Origin of the sequence: Butyricimonas sp. RTP31003st1_G1_RTP31003_210430 (genome assembly GCF_040920905.1) — a bacterium.
GTDB lineage: Bacteria > Bacteroidota > Bacteroidia > Bacteroidales > Marinifilaceae > Butyricimonas > Butyricimonas paravirosa.
The window spans coordinates 1-18,098 of record NZ_JBCOSQ010000039.1; the positions used below are offsets into that span (position 1 = coordinate 1).

16 protein-coding genes are annotated in these 18,098 nt (G+C 42.8%); 11 read left to right on the forward strand and 5 right to left on the reverse strand.

The window, feature by feature from the left end; translation table 11 throughout:
- A partial coding sequence (locus AB5542_RS12755; protein WP_368243107.1) for a glycoside hydrolase family 3 N-terminal domain-containing protein occupies positions 1 to 551 on the reverse strand: 551 nt, incomplete at its 3' end.
- 121 nt (positions 552 to 672) lie between these two features.
- On the opposite strand from AB5542_RS12755, the gene clpP reads away from it, so the two are divergent.
- Positions 673 to 1,350, forward strand: a complete 678-nt coding sequence (gene clpP, locus AB5542_RS12760) for an ATP-dependent Clp endopeptidase proteolytic subunit ClpP (protein WP_087420877.1) — start codon at positions 673 to 675, stop codon at positions 1,348 to 1,350.
- Positions 1,350 to 2,567 carry an ATP-dependent Clp protease ATP-binding subunit ClpX gene (gene clpX, locus AB5542_RS12765; RefSeq protein WP_118305787.1) on the forward strand — a complete coding sequence of 406 codons (1,218 nt, stop codon included), beginning with the start codon at positions 1,350 to 1,352 and terminating at the stop codon, positions 2,565 to 2,567. The genes clpP and clpX overlap by 1 nt, the downstream gene beginning before the upstream one ends.
- A 247-nt stretch (positions 2,568 to 2,814) precedes the next feature.
- On the opposite strand, the gene AB5542_RS12770 is transcribed toward clpX, so the two are convergent.
- Genes AB5542_RS12770 through AB5542_RS12780 form a run of 3 tightly spaced genes read right to left on the reverse strand, consistent with a single transcriptional unit; the run spans position 2,815 to position 5,497 of the window.
- Positions 2,815 to 3,531, reverse strand: a complete 717-nt coding sequence (locus tag AB5542_RS12770) for a tRNA threonylcarbamoyladenosine dehydratase (RefSeq protein WP_270545212.1) — start codon at positions 3,529 to 3,531, stop codon at positions 2,815 to 2,817.
- Between the two features lies 1 nt (position 3,532).
- On the reverse strand, positions 3,533 to 4,207 hold the full coding sequence (locus AB5542_RS12775; protein WP_288215140.1) for a TatD family hydrolase: 675 nt from the start codon (positions 4,205 to 4,207) through the stop codon (positions 3,533 to 3,535).
- A 9-nt stretch (positions 4,208 to 4,216) separates the two neighbouring features.
- Complete coding sequence (locus AB5542_RS12780) at positions 4,217 to 5,497, reverse strand: serine dehydratase subunit alpha family protein (RefSeq protein ID WP_087420873.1); 1,281 nt, start codon at positions 5,495 to 5,497, stop codon at positions 4,217 to 4,219.
- A gap of 147 nt (positions 5,498 to 5,644) precedes the next feature.
- Here AB5542_RS12780 and AB5542_RS12785 point away from each other — a divergent pair, with 147 nt between their 5' ends.
- Complete coding sequence (locus tag AB5542_RS12785; RefSeq protein ID WP_087420872.1) at positions 5,645 to 6,163, forward strand: SPOR domain-containing protein; 519 nt, start codon at positions 5,645 to 5,647, stop codon at positions 6,161 to 6,163.
- Between the two features lie 225 nt (positions 6,164 to 6,388).
- On the opposite strand, the gene AB5542_RS12790 is transcribed toward AB5542_RS12785, so the two are convergent.
- Positions 6,389 to 7,378 carry a GSCFA domain-containing protein gene (locus tag AB5542_RS12790; protein ID WP_087420871.1) on the reverse strand — a complete coding sequence of 330 codons (990 nt, stop codon included), beginning with the start codon at positions 7,376 to 7,378 and terminating at the stop codon, positions 6,389 to 6,391.
- A 99-nt stretch (positions 7,379 to 7,477) separates the two neighbouring features.
- Between AB5542_RS12790 and AB5542_RS12795 the strand changes: the two genes are divergently transcribed.
- From AB5542_RS12795 to AB5542_RS12830, 8 genes are all read left to right on the forward strand, one after another.
- Complete coding sequence (locus tag AB5542_RS12795) at positions 7,478 to 8,032, forward strand: manganese efflux pump MntP family protein (protein WP_288215139.1); 555 nt, start codon at positions 7,478 to 7,480, stop codon at positions 8,030 to 8,032.
- Between the two features lie 87 nt (positions 8,033 to 8,119).
- Positions 8,120 to 8,656, forward strand: a complete 537-nt coding sequence (locus tag AB5542_RS12800; protein ID WP_270545216.1) for an RNA polymerase sigma-70 factor — start codon at positions 8,120 to 8,122, stop codon at positions 8,654 to 8,656.
- A 104-nt stretch (positions 8,657 to 8,760) separates the two neighbouring features.
- Positions 8,761 to 9,909: a FecR family protein gene (locus AB5542_RS12805; protein WP_270545218.1), complete on the forward strand. Its 1,149-nt coding sequence runs from the start codon at positions 8,761 to 8,763 to the stop codon at positions 9,907 to 9,909.
- Positions 9,910 to 10,040: 131 nt separating this feature from the next.
- Positions 10,041 to 13,319: a SusC/RagA family TonB-linked outer membrane protein gene (locus AB5542_RS12810; protein ID WP_288215138.1), complete on the forward strand. Its 3,279-nt coding sequence runs from the start codon at positions 10,041 to 10,043 to the stop codon at positions 13,317 to 13,319.
- Positions 13,320 to 13,329: 10 nt separating this feature from the next.
- The gene (locus tag AB5542_RS12815; protein ID WP_288215137.1) at positions 13,330 to 14,784 is read left to right on the forward strand and encodes a RagB/SusD family nutrient uptake outer membrane protein; all 1,455 of its coding nucleotides are present in this window, start codon (positions 13,330 to 13,332) and stop codon (positions 14,782 to 14,784) included.
- 4 nt (positions 14,785 to 14,788) lie between these two features.
- A complete protein-coding gene (locus AB5542_RS12820) occupies positions 14,789 to 15,493 on the forward strand; it encodes a DUF4843 domain-containing protein (protein ID WP_270545225.1) in 705 nt (234 codons plus the stop codon).
- A gap of 20 nt (positions 15,494 to 15,513) precedes the next feature.
- Positions 15,514 to 16,905: a PKD-like family lipoprotein gene (locus AB5542_RS12825; protein WP_288215136.1), complete on the forward strand. Its 1,392-nt coding sequence runs from the start codon at positions 15,514 to 15,516 to the stop codon at positions 16,903 to 16,905.
- Positions 16,906 to 16,978: 73 nt separating this feature from the next.
- Complete coding sequence (locus tag AB5542_RS12830) at positions 16,979 to 18,091, forward strand: peroxiredoxin family protein (protein ID WP_368243110.1); 1,113 nt, start codon at positions 16,979 to 16,981, stop codon at positions 18,089 to 18,091.
- The last annotated feature ends 7 nt before the right edge of the window (positions 18,092 to 18,098 follow it).

The window sequence follows — 18,098 nt, forward strand, 5'->3', positions numbered from 1 at the left end:
TCCTCCAGTTCCGTGTTCCACGTGCTTGCCCTCCCGATAGCCGTGGGAAACACAGTCGTCCCGATAGCCATATGCCCGTGCGGACACTCTTCCGCCAAAAACAAGGGAATTCCCAAGCGAGTGCTATCCCGAGCGTAACGCTGCATGGCATTCGTCATTTCTGCCGCCTCCCGCGGGGACAAGCCTGTCCTTAAAGTCTTTCGGGTCCACGGGTCAGCCCTCAACGTTGCCCAAAAACACCCGATATAACGATTTTTCAGATCCGACCGAAACAAGTCCGTCAACCGAACCTGACCATTTTCATCCTTCTCGTAATAATTCCAGCCTAAGGTATGAGCCAACTGTCCCACTTTTTCTTCCAGCGTCATTTGCCGGAGTAAGTCCTGCAAACGCACCTCCACGCTCTCTGCCGGATTCTCGTAAGGGTCCAGCTTGCCATTCTTGTTCAGGTCCCGAAATTCCTTTCCACTCTTCTTGTAAACCCCATCCCCGCAAACGGAAATCACCGGGAGAAAAAACACGAGAAATAACCAAATCTTTTGTTTCCGCATAGCAACACATTATTCGATTAAACACAACAACACAAATTTTAAACCCAAATATAGACAAAAGTATCTTTTCCCCTTCTTTTTTTTCGTAACTTAGCACCCGTATAACTAAAATACATAGATTATGTTTTCACAAGATGAATTTAAAAAATATGCCACCAAGCATAAAGGGATTAGCAGCTTGAACCTTCACCGGTTCGAATCTGCCGTCTCCAGCTATATAAACCCGACCATTATCGAGGAACGCCAGCTAAACGTGGCAAGCATGGACGTATTTTCCCGGTTAATGATGGACCGGATCATTTTTCTCGGAGTACCTATCGATGACGATGTAGCTAACATTATCATGGCACAATTACTATTCTTGGAATCGGCAGACCCGTCCAAGGATATTCAGATTTATTTCAACACTCCGGGCGGTTCCGTTTATGCCGGATTAGGTATTTACGACACGATGCAATACATTCAATGCGACGTGGCAACCATCTGTACCGGGATGGCCGCATCCATGGGTGCCGTGCTGATGACTGCCGGAACCAAAGGAAAACGTTCCGCATTACAGCACTCACGCATCATGATCCATCAACCGATGGGTGGAGCCCAAGGCCAAGCCTCCGATATTGAAATCACGGCTCGCGAGATTATGAAATTAAAAAAAGAACTTTACCAGATCATCGCTGATCATTCCGGGAACCCGATCAAGAAAGTAGAGAAAGACTCTGATCGCGACTACTGGATGACCGCGGCCGAAGCCAAAGAATACGGGATGATTGACACAGTATTAATTCGGGAACACAAGTAATGCAAGACAAATGTTCATTTTGCGGAAGATCACGCAGTGAGGTTGATCTTCTGATTTCCGGGGTAGACGGTTTTATCTGTGATATGTGCGCACAACAGGCGTATGACATTGTACAGGAAGAACAAAGAGGCCATTCTACCCCCCTTGACATGGATCATATCGAAGTCAAAAAACCGATAGAGATCAAACAATTTATGGATCAATATGTAATCGGACAAGACGAGGCGAAAAAGCACCTCGCCGTGGCCGTTTACAACCATTATAAACGATTGACACAGAAACATTCCAATGATGACGTGGAGATCGAGAAGTCAAATATCATCATGGTAGGACGCACGGGAACCGGGAAAACCTTGTTGGCCCGCACGATAGCCAAGATGCTGCACGTCCCTTTCACCATCGTCGATGCCACCGTGTTGACGGAAGCCGGCTACGTGGGCGAGGACATCGAATCCATCTTGACCCGCTTGCTACAAGCTGCCGACTACGACGTGGATGCCGCTGAAAAAGGGATCGTCTTCATCGACGAGATCGACAAGATTGCCCGTAAAGGAGACAACCCGTCCATCACGCGTGACGTGAGCGGTGAAGGAGTGCAACAAGGATTATTGAAACTACTGGAAGGTTCTATCGTGAACGTTCCCCCACAAGGCGGACGTAAACATCCCGACCAGAAGATGATCCCCGTGAACACGAAAAACATCCTGTTCATTTGCGGGGGAGCCTTCGATGGAATTGAAAAGAAAATCGCCCAACGCATGAACACGCAGGTAGTCGGGTTCACGGCAAGCAAAGAAACAGCCGTTCTTGACAGGGACAATATGCTGCAATATATCGCACCGCAAGACTTGAAATCTTTCGGATTGATTCCCGAAATCATCGGTCGTCTCCCGGTACTGACCTACTTGGAACCACTTGACCGTCAAGCCCTACGCAATATTCTCACGGAACCCAAGAACGCTATTATCCGCCAGTACGTGAAATTATTCGAACTGGATAATATCACGCTGAACTTCAATGAAGAGGTCTTCGAATATATTGTAGACAAGGCTGTTGAATTCAAACTGGGAGCCCGCGGACTACGTTCTATTTGCGAGGCCATCATGACAGACCTGATGTTCGAGATTCCTTCACAAAATTGTGAATCGATCACGATCACCAAAGAATACGCCGAATCCAAAATGGACCGGCTGACTGCACAAAAGCTAAGAGCTTAAAAAAAGGGGGGCAAAAGTCATTTATCCCCCCTCATTTTCTTTATTTACTAAAGAGAACCCCAAGAGAACCTACCAAGATTTAATGGAAATACTATCACTTATTCGAAACTCTCTCGAAGATTCCTCGGAGATCCGACATTACATAATATTTAAGCCACGAATCATCTTCGAATAATCTCTGAAAAAGCGAGATTATCTGGGTTAATTTACTTCTTTATTTGGGGTGGATTTGTGTAAAATAATGTCATCAAATCGGATTCGCAATATCCCGGATCACCACCGAAGCACAGAAACACCCAAACAAAGGTGGCATATAAGAAATTGTTCCAACATTCGACTTTTTATTCTCACTCTCGCTTAAAACAACGGTTTCCGGGTCAACTTCTTCGGGGGAAAACACGACTTTTACTCCTTTATAGACACCCAGTTTATGCAGCCTTTTCCGCAACATCCGGGCTAGATTACAATTATATGATTTGGAAATATCGGCTATCCGGATTTGTTCAGGGTCCATCTTGCCCCCAGCTCCCATGGAACTCACGACCCGATACCCCTTTTGCAAACTATGGTATATTAAAAATATCTTGGGTGCCAATGTATCAATGGCATCCACCACGTAATCATACTTCGCCATTTCCAGAATATCAATCATGCGGTCATCCTTAATAAAATCATTGATTACGTGCAATTGAATATCCGGATTTATATCCCGAAACCGGGTCGCCATGATCTCGGCTTTTGCTTTACCGATATTACTATCCAACGCCGGAAGTTGACGGTTTTTATTCGTCACGTCCACGCAATCCCCGTCAATAATCGTCATCTCTCCAACCCCGGCCCGACATAATTGTTCGGCAGCATACGCCCCGACGCCTCCTAATCCTGCCACTAACACATGAGCTTTCTTCAACAAACCCAACCGTTCTTCTCCCAAAAGCAATTCCGTTCTACTCAACCAATCCATACTATTTTCCAAAAACTTTATTATAATTCATTCTCATCATTTCCTTCAATGCCTCCACCTCTATCCCTAAAATGGCAGATGCCGCCTCGTAAATAACCGAAATCTCCACCTCTTTGTCATCATTCTCCAAAAACAACGCCCCCAACGGGATAACCCGCAACAATTGAAAAGCATTCGAGTGCGAATTCAGCAAAGCCGCTCCCACGGAAATATAAAACCCGTGATCCAACAACTGCCGCAATATCTGTTCGTTATTGTTATACCCGTGAATAATCCAAGGTACGGAAGAACCCGTTCGTTTCTTCACGGCAATCAATTCCGAATACGCCTTCACACAATGGATAATCAACGGCTTACGCAACTCTTCCGCCAAACCGACTTGAACGTCCAATATCTCTTCCTGCGTCTTCATACAAATAGGAGAGCGACGGTCCAAACCGCACTCTCCTATTGCTATTACTTTTTTCATCCGTACCGTATCCTCTATCCCCGTAAAAACATTCTCTCCCAGCCCGGCTAATTTCATGGGATGAACCCCCACGGAATAAAACACCTCCTGCCCCTCCACCGATTTCCGTTTTTCTTCTCCTTCTACCCACGCCTTTCCTTCACCAACATCCAGAATGTTAATTCCTTCACCAACATGATGCGTGTGTATATTTACGTACGGATTCAATTCTTTCTATTATTTCTTATTGCACATGATATTCAAGATCGTCTTATCCGTCTCCTCCATACCCTTCGTTCCGATCAAACCCACGTTACGAATGGTACGTTCAATATCTTCCTCCACGATTCCATCATTATTCGTCTTGATTCCTCTCATGGACAACAAAGCGGCCTGTACGGCAGCCGATACCCCGGAATATACCTTTAAAGCACATCCCTGTTTTGCCCCGTCACACATCATACCCGTCAAATTAGAACACATCGTCTTGATCGTGTTCACCATGTTATCGTAAGTTCCTCCCATCAAATAGGTGATTGCGGATGCCGCACCAGTTCCTGCAATCAGAATACCACAAAGAGCTGAAAGGTGTCCCATGTAATGGTGAATATGCACGGCTATCAAGTTACTCAATGCCAAAGCACGAGCCAATTGTTCACGGGATGCCCCGAATTTCTCGGCAGCCACCACCACCGGCAGATATACCGTGATTCCTTGATTACCACTACCGGAGTTCGTCATCACCGGTTTCGGGCATCCATCCATACGGGCATCCGATGCTGCCGTAGCACGAATCAACGTGCGGTTTAGCAAGTCATCTTCCAGCAACCCTTTATCTATATTTTCTTTTAATGTCTTACCAATCTGTAACCCATACTCCGAGTTCAATCCCTCGGCCGAGATTGCCTTGTTCATTTCGGCACCCTGCAACACGAACTCGATGTCCTTCACGTCCACCTCATGTACGAAATCCCAGATACGTTTCACGCTCAATTCCGGTCCTTTATCTTCCGGTTTTGAAGTATCCAGACGGAATTCTCTTTTGAAAATCTCTTCCCCGTTCTTCTCCACCAAAACGATATTAGTATGCGTGTGAGCAATAATCACCTTCACCGTATCATTTCCTTTCGTGGCCAGAGCCTCGGCATACAATTTATCCGGCGCATCCTCCTTCAAAGAAACCGTCACCTGACCTAACATATCTTTCGCACGCTGCAAGTTATCCCCCACGTTCACCTCTTTCAACACTTCCAACCCGTACTCCGATTTTCCACAAACAGCTCCCAAAGCGGCAGCAATAGGCAACCCGACCATTCCTGTTCCCGGAATGCCTACACCCATACCATTCTTGTAAATATTACCACTAACCAGTACGTCCAAACGCTCGGGCACACCCCCCAATACTTCTTTACACTTTGCACACGCCAAAGCACAGGCTACCGGTTCGGTACACCCCAAGGCCGGAACGGCCTCTTTTCTCAATATTTCAATGATTTGTTGATCTGTTACTTGATTCATCTTATTATTCCTTTTTCATGTAGAACGCTAAATTTTTGCGACTACAAAAATAGTGTTATTTATCTATTTTTCTACCACAAAAAGACAAATTATACTATCTTTGTCGATTGAAGTCGAATTAGTTGAACGCACGATAGAGATTTACCCATGAAATTAACACTCGTCATATTATCACTTTTCATCACGTCCCTCACTTGGGCGCAAACAGATTCTATTCCCCCGGTCAAAAAAGAGATTGACTTCGTGAAACAACTCTCAGAAACAGATTCCATTACCGGAGGTAAAGTGATCATTCATGCCGATCCGAAAATCGAACAACTATTAAAACTGAATATTTCCGTGAACCGGAAAGAACAGCTTTTTCAAGGGTATCGCATCCAAATCCTATCCCGTAGTTCATACGGTACGAACGTGGACACGCTGAAAAGCTATACCAAAAGATTCGAAGAAGAGTTCCCAGACATTCCGGCATACCTGCAATACACCGATCCTGATTTTAAAATCCGGGTAGGTAATTTCCGCACCCGCATCGAGGCAATCCCCGCCTTGAAACGAATCCGTAAAAAGTACTCCGGTGCTTATCCGGTAAAAACGACTATTTACCTACAAGAACTGAATCCCGTCGTGGAGCAAGACACGGTTACGGCACCACCCGTGGAATTTTAGATTTTAAATTTTAGATTCCAGCTCGGATTCGCCTTTGGCGAGTTAGCGAGTTACAGGTTTCTTCAACTTTCATCTTTTAGTTTTTTATCTTTTAATTTTCCAACTACCCCCTCTAACTCCCCCTTACACAAGGGGAGAATGCGCTACATTGAAACATCGTGAAGCCTTCTTGCGTTCGTCTCTCCCCCTGTGCAAGGGGGAGCCGGTGGGGGTAGTTTCTTCATCCTAAATTTTAAACTCTAAACTTTTTAATTTTTCCTCTTCCGCCGAGAAATTAATCATCGGATAGGAATGGGAAATCATGGCAATTTCAGCCAACATTTTCTTTACCAAACGCTGATAATCCTCGGACTGCGGGTCGAAAGGACGATGCGCCACCCCTTTATTAATCCGTCCGATCTGGTTCATCAACCCTAACACATCGGGAGTAATGAAACTATACAGAAAACGTTCCCAAATGTAATCCACCGTGAGACCGGACATATGCAACATATCATCCGCGTAAAAACGATAGTCCCGTAATTCATCCAACACGATCTCGTAAGCCGGAAAATAATACACGTGATCCAATTTCTCCCGTAACTGATCAATCGCCAGCAACAACGTGGCCTTGCTCAACTGGTTCCCGTGAGCGCCATCCTTCCAATGGCGGATCGGGCTTACCGTAAACAATACTCGAAGTCCCGGATTAATCTCCCGTAAACGCCCAATCAACTCCACGTATTCCTTCACAATATCCTCCACACTTAACCGACTACGCTCGAACTCCTGCGAAGGGATCTTGTGGCAATTCGACACAACCAAATTTTCCCCCACATGCTTGTACACCCACGCTGTTCCCCAAGTGATTACCAATAAATCTAAAGAACGAAGTTCTCTTGTGGCCCTCTCCAAACGCTCGTTTATCCGACGCAGACACTCTTCCGGATCGGTGGACGAGAATGCCCCGTGATGGTACAGACTCACCCATTTCTCACCGACTTTCCTTAAATCATCCTTCCCGAACGGCTTTCCTTCCATGATCAGACGCAACACGTTTGCCACGGACAGCGGGTTATAAATAATTCCGCAAGGATTCACATCCACGTCAAACTTGTAATACGAGAACTTACCACCCATATTTTCCGCGAAACACGATCCCAACATCATCAGCTTGGAATTATAATCTATCGAAAAATCCGGTGCCGCAATTGTAATCTTCGTCTGTAAATTCATATCTATACTTATTATAAATAATCACTCTATCTTTACAAAGTTACATTTTTTACGCTCATTTCCTCCATCATTTTTATACTTTTGTCAAAAATTTCATGCATGGGAATCATCTCCATTTTATTGATCGCCGTAGGCCTAGCCATGGATAGTCTTGTCGTAAGTATCAGCGGCGGTATTGTCATGCGCCCTTTCTGCATGCGGCAGTCTTTACGTCTGGCCCTTACCATGGGAATTTTTCAAGGAGGGATGACCTTGCTCGGTTGGCTCATGGGAGTCAGCTTCAGCTCGTACATTACCGCCTTTGACCACTGGATTGCCTTTATCCTTCTCGGTTTTCTAGGTGGTAAGATGATCTACGAATCTTTTGGGGAAGAAGAAACCACCATCTCGTCCTTTTCCACCAAAACCTTGCTCACACTGGGAGTAGCCACCAGTATAGATGCCCTTGCCGTCGGAGTCAGTATGGCCTTCCTTAAAACAAGCATCTATTTCCCTGCCTTCATCATCGGCTTCGTGACATTCGCCCTCTCCCTGATCGGGGTCATCAGCGGTTACCGTTTCGGAAAAATCAAAGGTATCAACGTCGAATTATTCGGGGGAATCATCCTCATCGCCATCGGAGTCAAAATCCTCATCGAGCATCTGATGGAATAAACACACCATGCTCCCAAACTGAATAATTCCTTCTCTTCTTCAAATAGTTTTCAATTATTTCCTATATATTTGCACAAATATCATAGGATGGGGCAAAACAGAGACATACTAAATGATTTTAAACTACTTTTCCGAGAAACATATCCCGAATTAGTAAGAATTGCCTTATTTTATGTACATGACCTAGCAACCGCAGAAGATATCACGCAGGAAATTTTCACGAGACTTTGGGAACAGCGAAAGGAATTCGACAAAATCGGAGATACAAGAAAATATTTACAATATGCCATTCGAAACAGCAGTTTGAATTATTTAAAGCACCAGCGAGTAGTAAATAAGTATCGACAAGAGTATATCCGACAAGCGGCAGAGGATGAGGATAGCCCAGAAGAATATTTACACTTGGTACAGAGGCTACTAGAATTACTCCCAGAAAAACGCAAGAAAGTACTGGAACTCAGCATAGTGGAATCAAAATCTTATTCAGAAATTGCAGAGATATTGAATATATCTGTCAACACCGTGAAAGACCATATTAAAAGAGCTTATGCTTTTCTACGGGAGAAGGCAAATAAGGAGGTTTCGGAATTAATCCTTTATCTCATACTTACCAGAAATAAATAGCCCACTTTTTCTTTTTACAAAAAAATATCAAACTTTCAAAAGGGAGAACTACCCTTTTCTTACTTCATGTTGTCTTTAGGTGAAAAATAATAAAGGCGGCGTGTATGTTAGAAAAAAATAATACCGACATTGAGGATATTGTCATTAATATGCTTTCCGGAGAAAAACTCTCCCCGGAAGAAGAGAAAATTTTAACCAAAAGATTGAAAGACGGAAAACAAAAACGACGGTTGTACGAGTTACAACGTATATGGCATGCCGTTTATGCCCATAAAGTTTCAGAGCAGGTGGATGAAGAAGAGGCATGGAAGATATTTGTCAGCAACCAAAAACCAGGGCGGAAATTGAGAATATGGATCTCTAGCGTAGCAGCAGTGGCAATACTGATCGGAATTGCTCTTTCTTTAACACAAATGCAGAAGAGAATACCAGGATTTCACGCAACAGATACAACACAAAGCTCTATTCTGCCAAGAAACATCATTCTAACATTATCTGATGGTCAACAAGTCGTGTTGTCAGATTCCGTGAATGACTTACAGGAGCAGAATGGAACCACCATCCGGAACAAAGCGCAACAATTAGTTTATCACCCGACCGTTCACAACGAACAAGTCGTTTACAACACGATGTGGATTCCCCGAGGATCCGAATATCAATTGATCTTGTCAGATGGAACAATCGTATGGTTAAATTCGGAGAGCGAGATTACTTTCCCAGTCAATTTTACCAGTGAAAAGCGAGAAGTAAAACTAAAAGGTGAGGCTTTTTTCGATGTAGCGAAAGACGAGCGGCACCCCTTTATTGTAAAAACAGAGCAGTTTGATATTCGGGTGACAGGCACGCAATTTAACGTACGTGCCTACACGGACGAACCAGCTTCCGCAACATTAGCTGAAGGAAGTATTCAACTTGTGCGACAGGAGGAAGTGACACCACTTGTTCCAGGCCAACAGGCTTTATTGAAACAAGGAATCGTGAAAGTGAGAGAGATCGAATTGCGAGAGGCTATCGCTTGGCGGTACAACGCTTTCTATTTCAAGCAACAACCATTGGAAAACTTGTTGAACGAGATTGCGCGATGGTATGACGTCGAAGTCATTTATCAAAACCCAACTCTAAAGAAACTTCATTTCACGGCCGGTTTCCAGCGTAGTTGCAGCATCACGGAAGTGATAAACACTCTCGGAATGACACAGAAAATTCGTCTGGAAATAAAAGGTAAAACATTGCTTGTAAAAGAGTATAAATAATTAATCAAATCGTTATGAAAAAATAGAAACAAGAATAGAAAAAACATTAGAAAAAAACCGGAACGCACGCCAATACATTCCGGCTAAAATTCCCCCCAAAGGGAATCATGTCAAATATTAATAACAAAATTATGAAAAAAAACATTCAAAAACTAATTTGGATCATGATTAAAATGAAACTCATGTGTCTAGTGGTAGCATTGGGATGTACAAGCCTAAATGCTGAAGTCTGGTCACAGGAAAAGAAGATCAACTTACAACTAGGAGAGGTTAATTTAGAACAGCTTTTCGAACAGATTCAACAACAGATCAACTTACAGTTTGTATTCAATCACGAGGACGTTCAAGGCTACAAGGTCAATGCTAATATAAAAGGGAAGACCGTAGCGGAGATTCTGGATGCCGCCCTGAAAGATAAACCGTTAAAATACGAAATTCTGAGTAACTATATCGTGATTTCACCCAAAACGATACAGCCCACACAACAAACAAAAGAAATCAAGATCACCGGGAAAGTCACGGATGAAAGTGGAGAGGTACTGCCGGGAGTATCCGTATTCATCAAAGGGACATCTTTAGGCGTGGCCACAGATATCGACGGAAAATTCGCATTATCTGTCCCTGCAGATAAAAATATTGTACTGGTATTCTCTTTTATCGGCATGAAACCCTATGAGTTAAAATTAAATCACGAGAAAACAGATTACACGGTCATTTTGCAAAATGACAACCAAGCACTAGAAGATGTTGTTGTTACCGGTTATGGAAACAAGTCACAAGCAAGTTTCACCGGAGCGGCACAAACAATCAGCAGGGACCAGTTACTTATCGCTGGAAATAGAAACTTGTTACAAAGCTTACAAGCATTTATTCCCGGTATGCAGTTGGTAGAAAATAACGAGCGTGGTTCAGACCCCAATACTCGTCCTGAAATATTGATCCGCGGACGGAGCAGCTTTACCGAAGGCAGCAATATTCCCACATTCATTGTTGATGGAGCCGAGGTTTCCGCCGATTACGTATTCGACATGGATATTAACGATGTTGAATCAGCCACCGTACTGAAGGATGCATCCGCTTCCGCCCTCTACGGCGCCAAGGCCGCCAACGGCGTGGTTGTTATCACCACTCGCCCAATGAATGCCGGAAAGATGAAAGTTTCCTATAGCGGGACATTCCAAGTATCTGTTCCCGATCTAAGCGACTACCATTTGCTCAACCCAGAACAAAAACTTGAGTATGAATACCGGGCAGGATTATATACTTCTGAAGACGGTTTAAGCGCTGACCAATACGAAAAAGATGCCCAATACAATAACATATACCAACGCATCCGTGAAGGTGTAAACACGGATTGGATGTCCTACCCATTACGTAATTCCTTCACGCACAATCATAATATCACCGTGTATGGAGGAGACGAATATGTTCGTTACAACTTAGGTGTCCGTTACGGGAATGATCAGGGGGTCATGCTCGATTCAGACCGAAAACGTTACTCATTGATATTCAAGCTATCCTACAATAAGAATGATGCTGTTTACGTCCAGAATTACACGACTATTTCCGGAACCAACAACCACGAATCTCCTTACGGTTCATTCCGAGAATACGTTAACCAAAATCCGTACGACCGGGCTTACAATGTAGATGGGACACTGAATAATAACCTGACTTTCAACAAAGCGAATCCGCTTTACGAAGCAACGCTCGGTAGTTACGATAAAGGATCAACCCTCAGCATCAATGATGTACTAGACTTAAAAGTCCAATTAGCCAAAGGATTACGAATCGAAGGTTCTTTCTCTCTAAATAAATACCTAAGCAATCGGGAAAATTTCCTCTCGCCAGACTCGAAAACCTTTGACGATTTCCCCGTTAACGAAGCAGGAAGTATCACGATCAGCAATACCAACACGATTGATTACCAGGGAAAACTTTTATTAACTTATAATCAAGTTTTCGACAACGGAACACTAATCAGCCTAATTGCCGGAGGTAACATAGAACATTCGGATCTGAACAGTAACGGCTACACAGGGATTGGCATTTTCTCCGACAAATTGGCACATCCCTCTTTCGCAACTCAATATCCCTCAGAGAGAACTCCCACTGGTTCTCAGGACGTGGAAAGAACATTGGGTGGATTCATAAACCTCAATACGATTTACAAAGATCGTTATTTTGCAGATGTTTCCATTCGATACGAGGGTTCATCCAAATTTGGCGCAGACCAGCGTTACGCTCCATTCTGGAGTCTCGGTCTTGGCTGGAACATTCATAATGAAAAATTCTTTCACGCAACTTCAACAGACCGACTGAAATTACGTGCCAGCGTCGGTTATCTCGGAAATGCAAGTTTCTCTCCTTATCAAGCGATCACGACTTACGAATACCGGGCAGAGAACTTGTATGACAACGGAATCGGAGCTGTTCCCATCACCATCGGCAACGCAGATCTGAAATGGGAACGTACGTTGAATTATAATATCGGGTTGGATGTCAACCTGTTCAACAACCGATTCGACATGACACTTGATTATTACAAGAAAATCACTGACAATCTGTTACTAAGCGTAACCAAAGCTCCTTCCGTCGGGGTCGGAACAGCCACAGAAAACATGGGCAAAATAGACAATTCCGGTATAGAATTCCGAACAAGAATCATTGCTATCCGTAACTCCAACTGGGATTGGACACTTTCCCTAACTGCCAGTCATAACAAGAACAAAATCATACAGATTAGTAATGTCTTAAAAGAACAGAACGAAAAAAATAACGCAGAGAAGTCACGGGCGCCCATGCCGGTTTATGAAGAAGGCGAATCTATTAGCGCTGTCAAAGCTGTACAATCCGGCGGTATCGATCCAGCCACGGGGCGGGAAATTTTTATCGGGAAAGACGGCAAGCCGACTTTCACGTACGATTATCGTGACAAGATTGTATTCGGAGATAGCGATCCTAAAGTGTACGGTATTCTTAGTTCCTACTTGACCTACAAGAATTTCCAACTCAATATGATGTTTGATTACAGGTTAAAAGCAACAGTCTATAACCAAACATTGGTGACTCGTGTTGAAGGTTCCAGTCCCTACAATAATGCCGATGAACGTGTATTTAAAAGCCGTTGGAAAGAAGTAGGCGACCAGGTGAAGTACAAAAATATCGCAGACCAAAGTATTCCAGATCAAACCAGCCGTTTCATCGAAGACGAATACACACTCAGCCTAAGAAGTCTGAGTCTATCCTATGATTTCGTTCCCGCTATTTATAGGAAACTCCACTTGAGTCGCCTCCGGGTTCAATTAATGACAAACGACCTGTTCCGTCTGTCCACCATTAAACAAGAACGTGGATTTGACTACCCGTTTGCCAGAAGTTACCAATTATCCATCAGTGCAACTTTCTAATCCATATATCATGAAAAAATTTAAACACATATTATATACCTGCTTATTTATAAGCTGTATCTCTACCGGGTGTAACGAATACCTAGACGTGAACCCCGCCGGTAAAGTTACTCAAACCAAATTGTTTGAAGATATTCAAGGTTACCGTGATGCCATGTACGGTGTATACGCCAATCTGGCAACTATCAACCTGTATGGTAAAAATCTGACTTACGGTTTTGCCGATCAACTAGCACAACTGTTTACACCTAAAGCAACCGTAAGTGAGGAACAGACAGCATACAATACCCTCCGCTACAACTATACCTACCCAGCAGTAGAAAATATCATTACAACGATCTGGACAGATACTTACAAAATTATATCCTACCTGAACAACATCATTGAAAATATCGAAGGTACAGACCTCAACGCACACTCGGACTACCCTTTGATCAAAGGAGAAGCGTATGCACTACGCGGTTTCCTACATTTTGACATCATGCGTTATTTCTGTGAAACCATCCAGAATAATCCTAACGCAGGCGGCATTCCTTATGCCTATACCTTCGATCTTAAAAACAAAGAAGTATACACGTTAAAAGAATGCTATGATAATGTATTAGCAGATTTAACAACAGCACAACAACTACTTGCAAATGACACGTTGCAACTTAGCGGAGAATATCGTAACACGACCTACAATTACGTCAACCTATACGGTGTTTATGCGATGAAAGCCAGAGTTTTTCACTACAAAGGACAATTAGATAGTGCAGGGTATTATGCGGAAAAAGTAATCGCATCTCCCAATTATCGCCTGATTGCCTCGACGGAAGATGTTTCCAAAGCAATGCGGTACCCGGGACAAAATGAAATGATTTGGGGGTTATGGTCCAACAAATTATACGAATCATTGTTCCAAGAATTCATGACAGACCCGACTGCGAGTCAAAACATTATGTTTGTACGTCCAGATGCCATGAGTATGTATCAAGATGTAAATTGGAGTTCTGAAAATCACGATTATCGTTGGAACAATTTCTTCAAGACCGAGGGAAACGATATCCTTTTTGCCCGTCTACTCGACGTAGACCGGAATAATGTAGAAGATATGGAAACCCAGCAAGGAGCCATACGGGGGATCTGCATGTTGCGTCTTCCTGAAATGTACTACATTGCTGCCGAATCACTTTTTGCAAACGGAAAACAAGAAATGGGACAAAGTTATTTGGAAGCGGTAAGAAGAAGCCGAGGATTGGGACAAAGATTAGAGCCGGCAACATCATTGGAGGAATTTCAAAACATATTGCTAAAAGAACGACGTAAAGAGTTCTGGGGAGAGGGACAAACTTTCCTTGATTACAAAAGGACAAACAGCGAATTTTCGAACGTGAACAATACAAGCACAATCACGCTCTCGTCCCAAATCAGCGTACTCCCTTGGCCGAGAAATGAACAAGAATTTGGTTCCATCAATAAATAGTATTATGAAAAAGAACATATTATATCTGATTATCAGCAGCCTGTTATTTCTTGTTTCCTGCGAGAAAAACACAGACGGTTATTACGACAACATTGCCCGAATCTATTTTCCATCAACCACAGACAGTGTGAACTTTTCATTCGGTGATCAAATCATGACTTACACCCGCCATATCGTTTACATGCCCGTCAAAAAGATGGGTACCCCAGCAACACGGGAAATGAAATATAGAATAACTCTCAACGAAGAAAAAAGCACAGCAATAGAAGGCGTACATTTTACAACGCTCCAGAATGAATACCCGCTACTGATCGACTCGGTAAATGCTTATTTACCCATAGAATTAATTAGAGACGAGCTATCAGAAGAGGAAGTCATTTACAAGATTGTTCTTGATTTGAAAGAAAGTATCGATTTTGAATTAGGTAGCAAAGAAAATCTTCAAGCTGTCATTACTTTTAATAACTATTTGGAAGAACCCATGTGGTGGAAGGAAATCTTCGGAAATAAAACAATAAAATATCACCGAGGCATGTACCAGCAAATCATCGCATATTATGGACACCCGTTAGAACGTCAATATTGCATAGACCATTTTCTAGAGGTGCAAAGTGTATTCAAACGTGAAGTGTATGATTACGCTCAAGCCAATCCGGAATTAACCCAAGAGTGGGAATTTCAACCTAACATCAAATGGGATTTCAATTAACCTATAACACTCAAGTAACTATGAGAAATATATACATTGCTTTAACTTTATCGGTCATCCTATTAAATTCCTGTATTGATAACACGACCGAATTGGGAACAAAACCGATATCCAGAATAAAGTTTCAAGAAGAATTCAGCAGCACGGCATACAGGGAAGACCAGTGGAACGAGTTCACATTAGCTTGTCCTTCAATCGAACAAGAAAATGAAGATAAGCCGCTCACCTATCGCTGGGACGTTAACTACAAAACCGTTAGCACGGAGAAAGACCTGAAGTTCGTATGCGATGAATTGACCCCCGCTGATATGGGTAGTTTCCCTTGTCGTCTGACAGTTAGCAACGAAGACGGCTCCTCTTATCAGGACTTCTATTTAAAAGTTACCTCGCCATACGAAGAAGGCTTAATGGTCATGAGCAAAACTACCGAGGGCAGCATGCTCTCCTTCAAAAGAGAAGACAAACCGGACGTACCATTTCAATTAAATGCTTACAAACGTAACAATCCGGATTATCCTTTAGGTGAGGATCCGGTAGGAATCGTACAATTAAATTCTTCCACACTTTACATCGCATCCGCAAATCCAAACAGGATTATAAAATTAAATAGTAAAACGATGGAGGCGACCTATTTGCTTGATTATCCCGCCGGAAATCTCAATTTCATCGGCAAACCGAATGAAACGGAAACCTATCTGGGACTAAACAATACCATCTTTTGCTTTGACAACGGGCGGCTTTTGTATCTGGATGCAGGGCAAGACGGTTTTATCAACCACGTACAACAAGAATTAGACAAGTTGGTTTTGCCGAATAAAATAGAATTAGCAAACAAGATTTGTCTGGCAAAGAAATCATATCTCGTTTATGACAATGCTAACAACAGGTTATTCTATTATGATGACTGGTATGCAAGAATAGTGGACATACAACCGAATGATTTCAAAGGGAAAAAGTTGATCGATTTCGTACCTTGTATGGGTGGTTATTACAATCAGGTTATTATCGTGGAAATTCCGGGAGGGACGCCTGAAATCATACTTGCAAATCCTCCTTATCTTTCTGGAAGTCCAGTTTCAACTGAAGGTACCGGTATTAACTCGGATAGTAAATTTCTCGGTAGTGCAAAAAATCCCCATTTATATTATTCCGTGGGAAATCAAATTTTCGTGTATAATATTTATAGCAACGGAAATTTCGAACCTGCCAGATATACAGTCGGAGAAACAGGAGATGTTATCAAATCAATGGTATTCAATTCTAACGAGAATAAACTCTACGTGGGCTGGGAATCAGCTAATGGGGGAGAATACAAAGGCAACGTCACTTGTTTCGTCCTTAGCGGAAGCAGTGAACCCTGGGAAGAAAAAGGCATTGCAGGAGAAATCGTAAACATGATGTATAAAAAATAATATTTCACGATTTATACTAACAGAATCGAAGCAGGATGAATCCTGCTTTCGATTCTTCAATTATGCTAATACCATGAAGACACTTCTATTGACGCTCGCCACTTTGCTAATAGCATTACGGCAGGAAAATCCTGTATTTCAGATTAGTGGCAAATTCACACAACCATTAAAAAGTAAAGAAATCCGTTTCCAAGATCCTTATAGTCATCGTGATAGTTCTATATTCATCGTACCAATCCGAGAAGACGGTAGTTTCATGTTCCAAACCAACATCCAACCGGGTAAACTCCTTATCGCTTTTCTCCCGAAAGATTACATAGAAATCCCTGTCTATACCCAAAACCGACACTATCACCTCACAGAAAAAGACGGTATGTATTACTTCGAAACCGATCAGCCAACAAGCTTGCAGAATCGCCTAACGGCTTATTTACACGAATCTACAGTTCGCAAAGAAGAATATAACCGAATGTGTTCGGGTTACGACACGATCTCCAATCTACAACAAAAAGCCAATCGAAGTACTCTCTTATCTCGAAAATTACGTGAAATCGAAAACTTTCGTCTACAAGCCGTACAACAATTTGCCGGCACGGAGATTCCTCAATATATCATCTATAAAGTTCTCTATCACTATGAACACTTTTACAAACCTTTCACCGCTGTCATCCAAGCCTTAGGCGACACCATCCCAGAAAGTAACATGAAAGAACAGATTTTCAAGTCTTATGAAGAACTTAAAGCCGCCCAACTAATCGGAGATGCCCCTGCCTTTACCCTACCCGATATAAATGACAAAACGGTCTCACTCGCTGATTTCCGTGGGAAATACGTATTGATCGACTTTTGGGCGTCATGGTGTGCCCCGTGCCGAGAGAAAAATAAGGAATTAAATAAACACTATTCTCAATTAAAAGAACGAGGTTTGGAGATCATCTCTATCTCTCTTGACGACAACAAACAACAATGGTTAAATGCTGTCCGTGAAGACGGGATTTACTGGAAACAACTCATTGATCTTGAGGGATTCAAAAAAAGCCGGGTAAGGCAAGTCTATAAAGTGAAACAAGTTCCCACGGTCTATTTGATCGACCCACAGGGAAAAGTAATTGATACCAATCCCGAGATGAAAGACATCGAAAACCTCCTTCGCACGAATACACCGGATAACCAACTCGAACCGTGAAGAAATA

Excerpts from the sequence above, each read along its gene's own strand:
- clpP (WP_087420877.1), top strand. The coding sequence starts at position 673 with ATGTTTTCACAAGATGAATTTAAAAAATATGCCACCAAGCATAAAGGG.
- clpX (WP_118305787.1), top strand. The coding sequence starts at position 1,350 with ATGCAAGACAAATGTTCATTTTGCGGAAGATCACGCAGTGAGGTTGAT.
- AB5542_RS12770 (WP_270545212.1), bottom strand. The coding sequence starts at position 3,531 with ATGGATTGGTTGAGTAGAACGGAATTGCTTTTGGGAGAAGAACGGTTG.
- AB5542_RS12780 (WP_087420873.1), bottom strand. The coding sequence starts at position 5,497 with ATGAATCAAGTAACAGATCAACAAATCATTGAAATATTGAGAAAAGAG.
- AB5542_RS12785 (WP_087420872.1), top strand. The coding sequence starts at position 5,645 with ATGAAATTAACACTCGTCATATTATCACTTTTCATCACGTCCCTCACT.
- AB5542_RS12790 (WP_087420871.1), bottom strand. The coding sequence starts at position 7,378 with ATGAATTTACAGACGAAGATTACAATTGCGGCACCGGATTTTTCGATA.
- AB5542_RS12795 (WP_288215139.1), top strand. The coding sequence starts at position 7,478 with ATGGGAATCATCTCCATTTTATTGATCGCCGTAGGCCTAGCCATGGAT.
- AB5542_RS12800 (WP_270545216.1), top strand. The coding sequence starts at position 8,120 with ATGGGGCAAAACAGAGACATACTAAATGATTTTAAACTACTTTTCCGA.
- AB5542_RS12805 (WP_270545218.1), top strand. The coding sequence starts at position 8,761 with ATGTTAGAAAAAAATAATACCGACATTGAGGATATTGTCATTAATATG.
- AB5542_RS12810 (WP_288215138.1), top strand. The coding sequence starts at position 10,041 with ATGAAAAAAAACATTCAAAAACTAATTTGGATCATGATTAAAATGAAA.
- AB5542_RS12815 (WP_288215137.1), top strand. The coding sequence starts at position 13,330 with ATGAAAAAATTTAAACACATATTATATACCTGCTTATTTATAAGCTGT.
- AB5542_RS12820 (WP_270545225.1), top strand. The coding sequence starts at position 14,789 with ATGAAAAAGAACATATTATATCTGATTATCAGCAGCCTGTTATTTCTT.
- AB5542_RS12825 (WP_288215136.1), top strand. The coding sequence starts at position 15,514 with ATGAGAAATATATACATTGCTTTAACTTTATCGGTCATCCTATTAAAT.
- AB5542_RS12830 (WP_368243110.1), top strand. The coding sequence starts at position 16,979 with ATGAAGACACTTCTATTGACGCTCGCCACTTTGCTAATAGCATTACGG.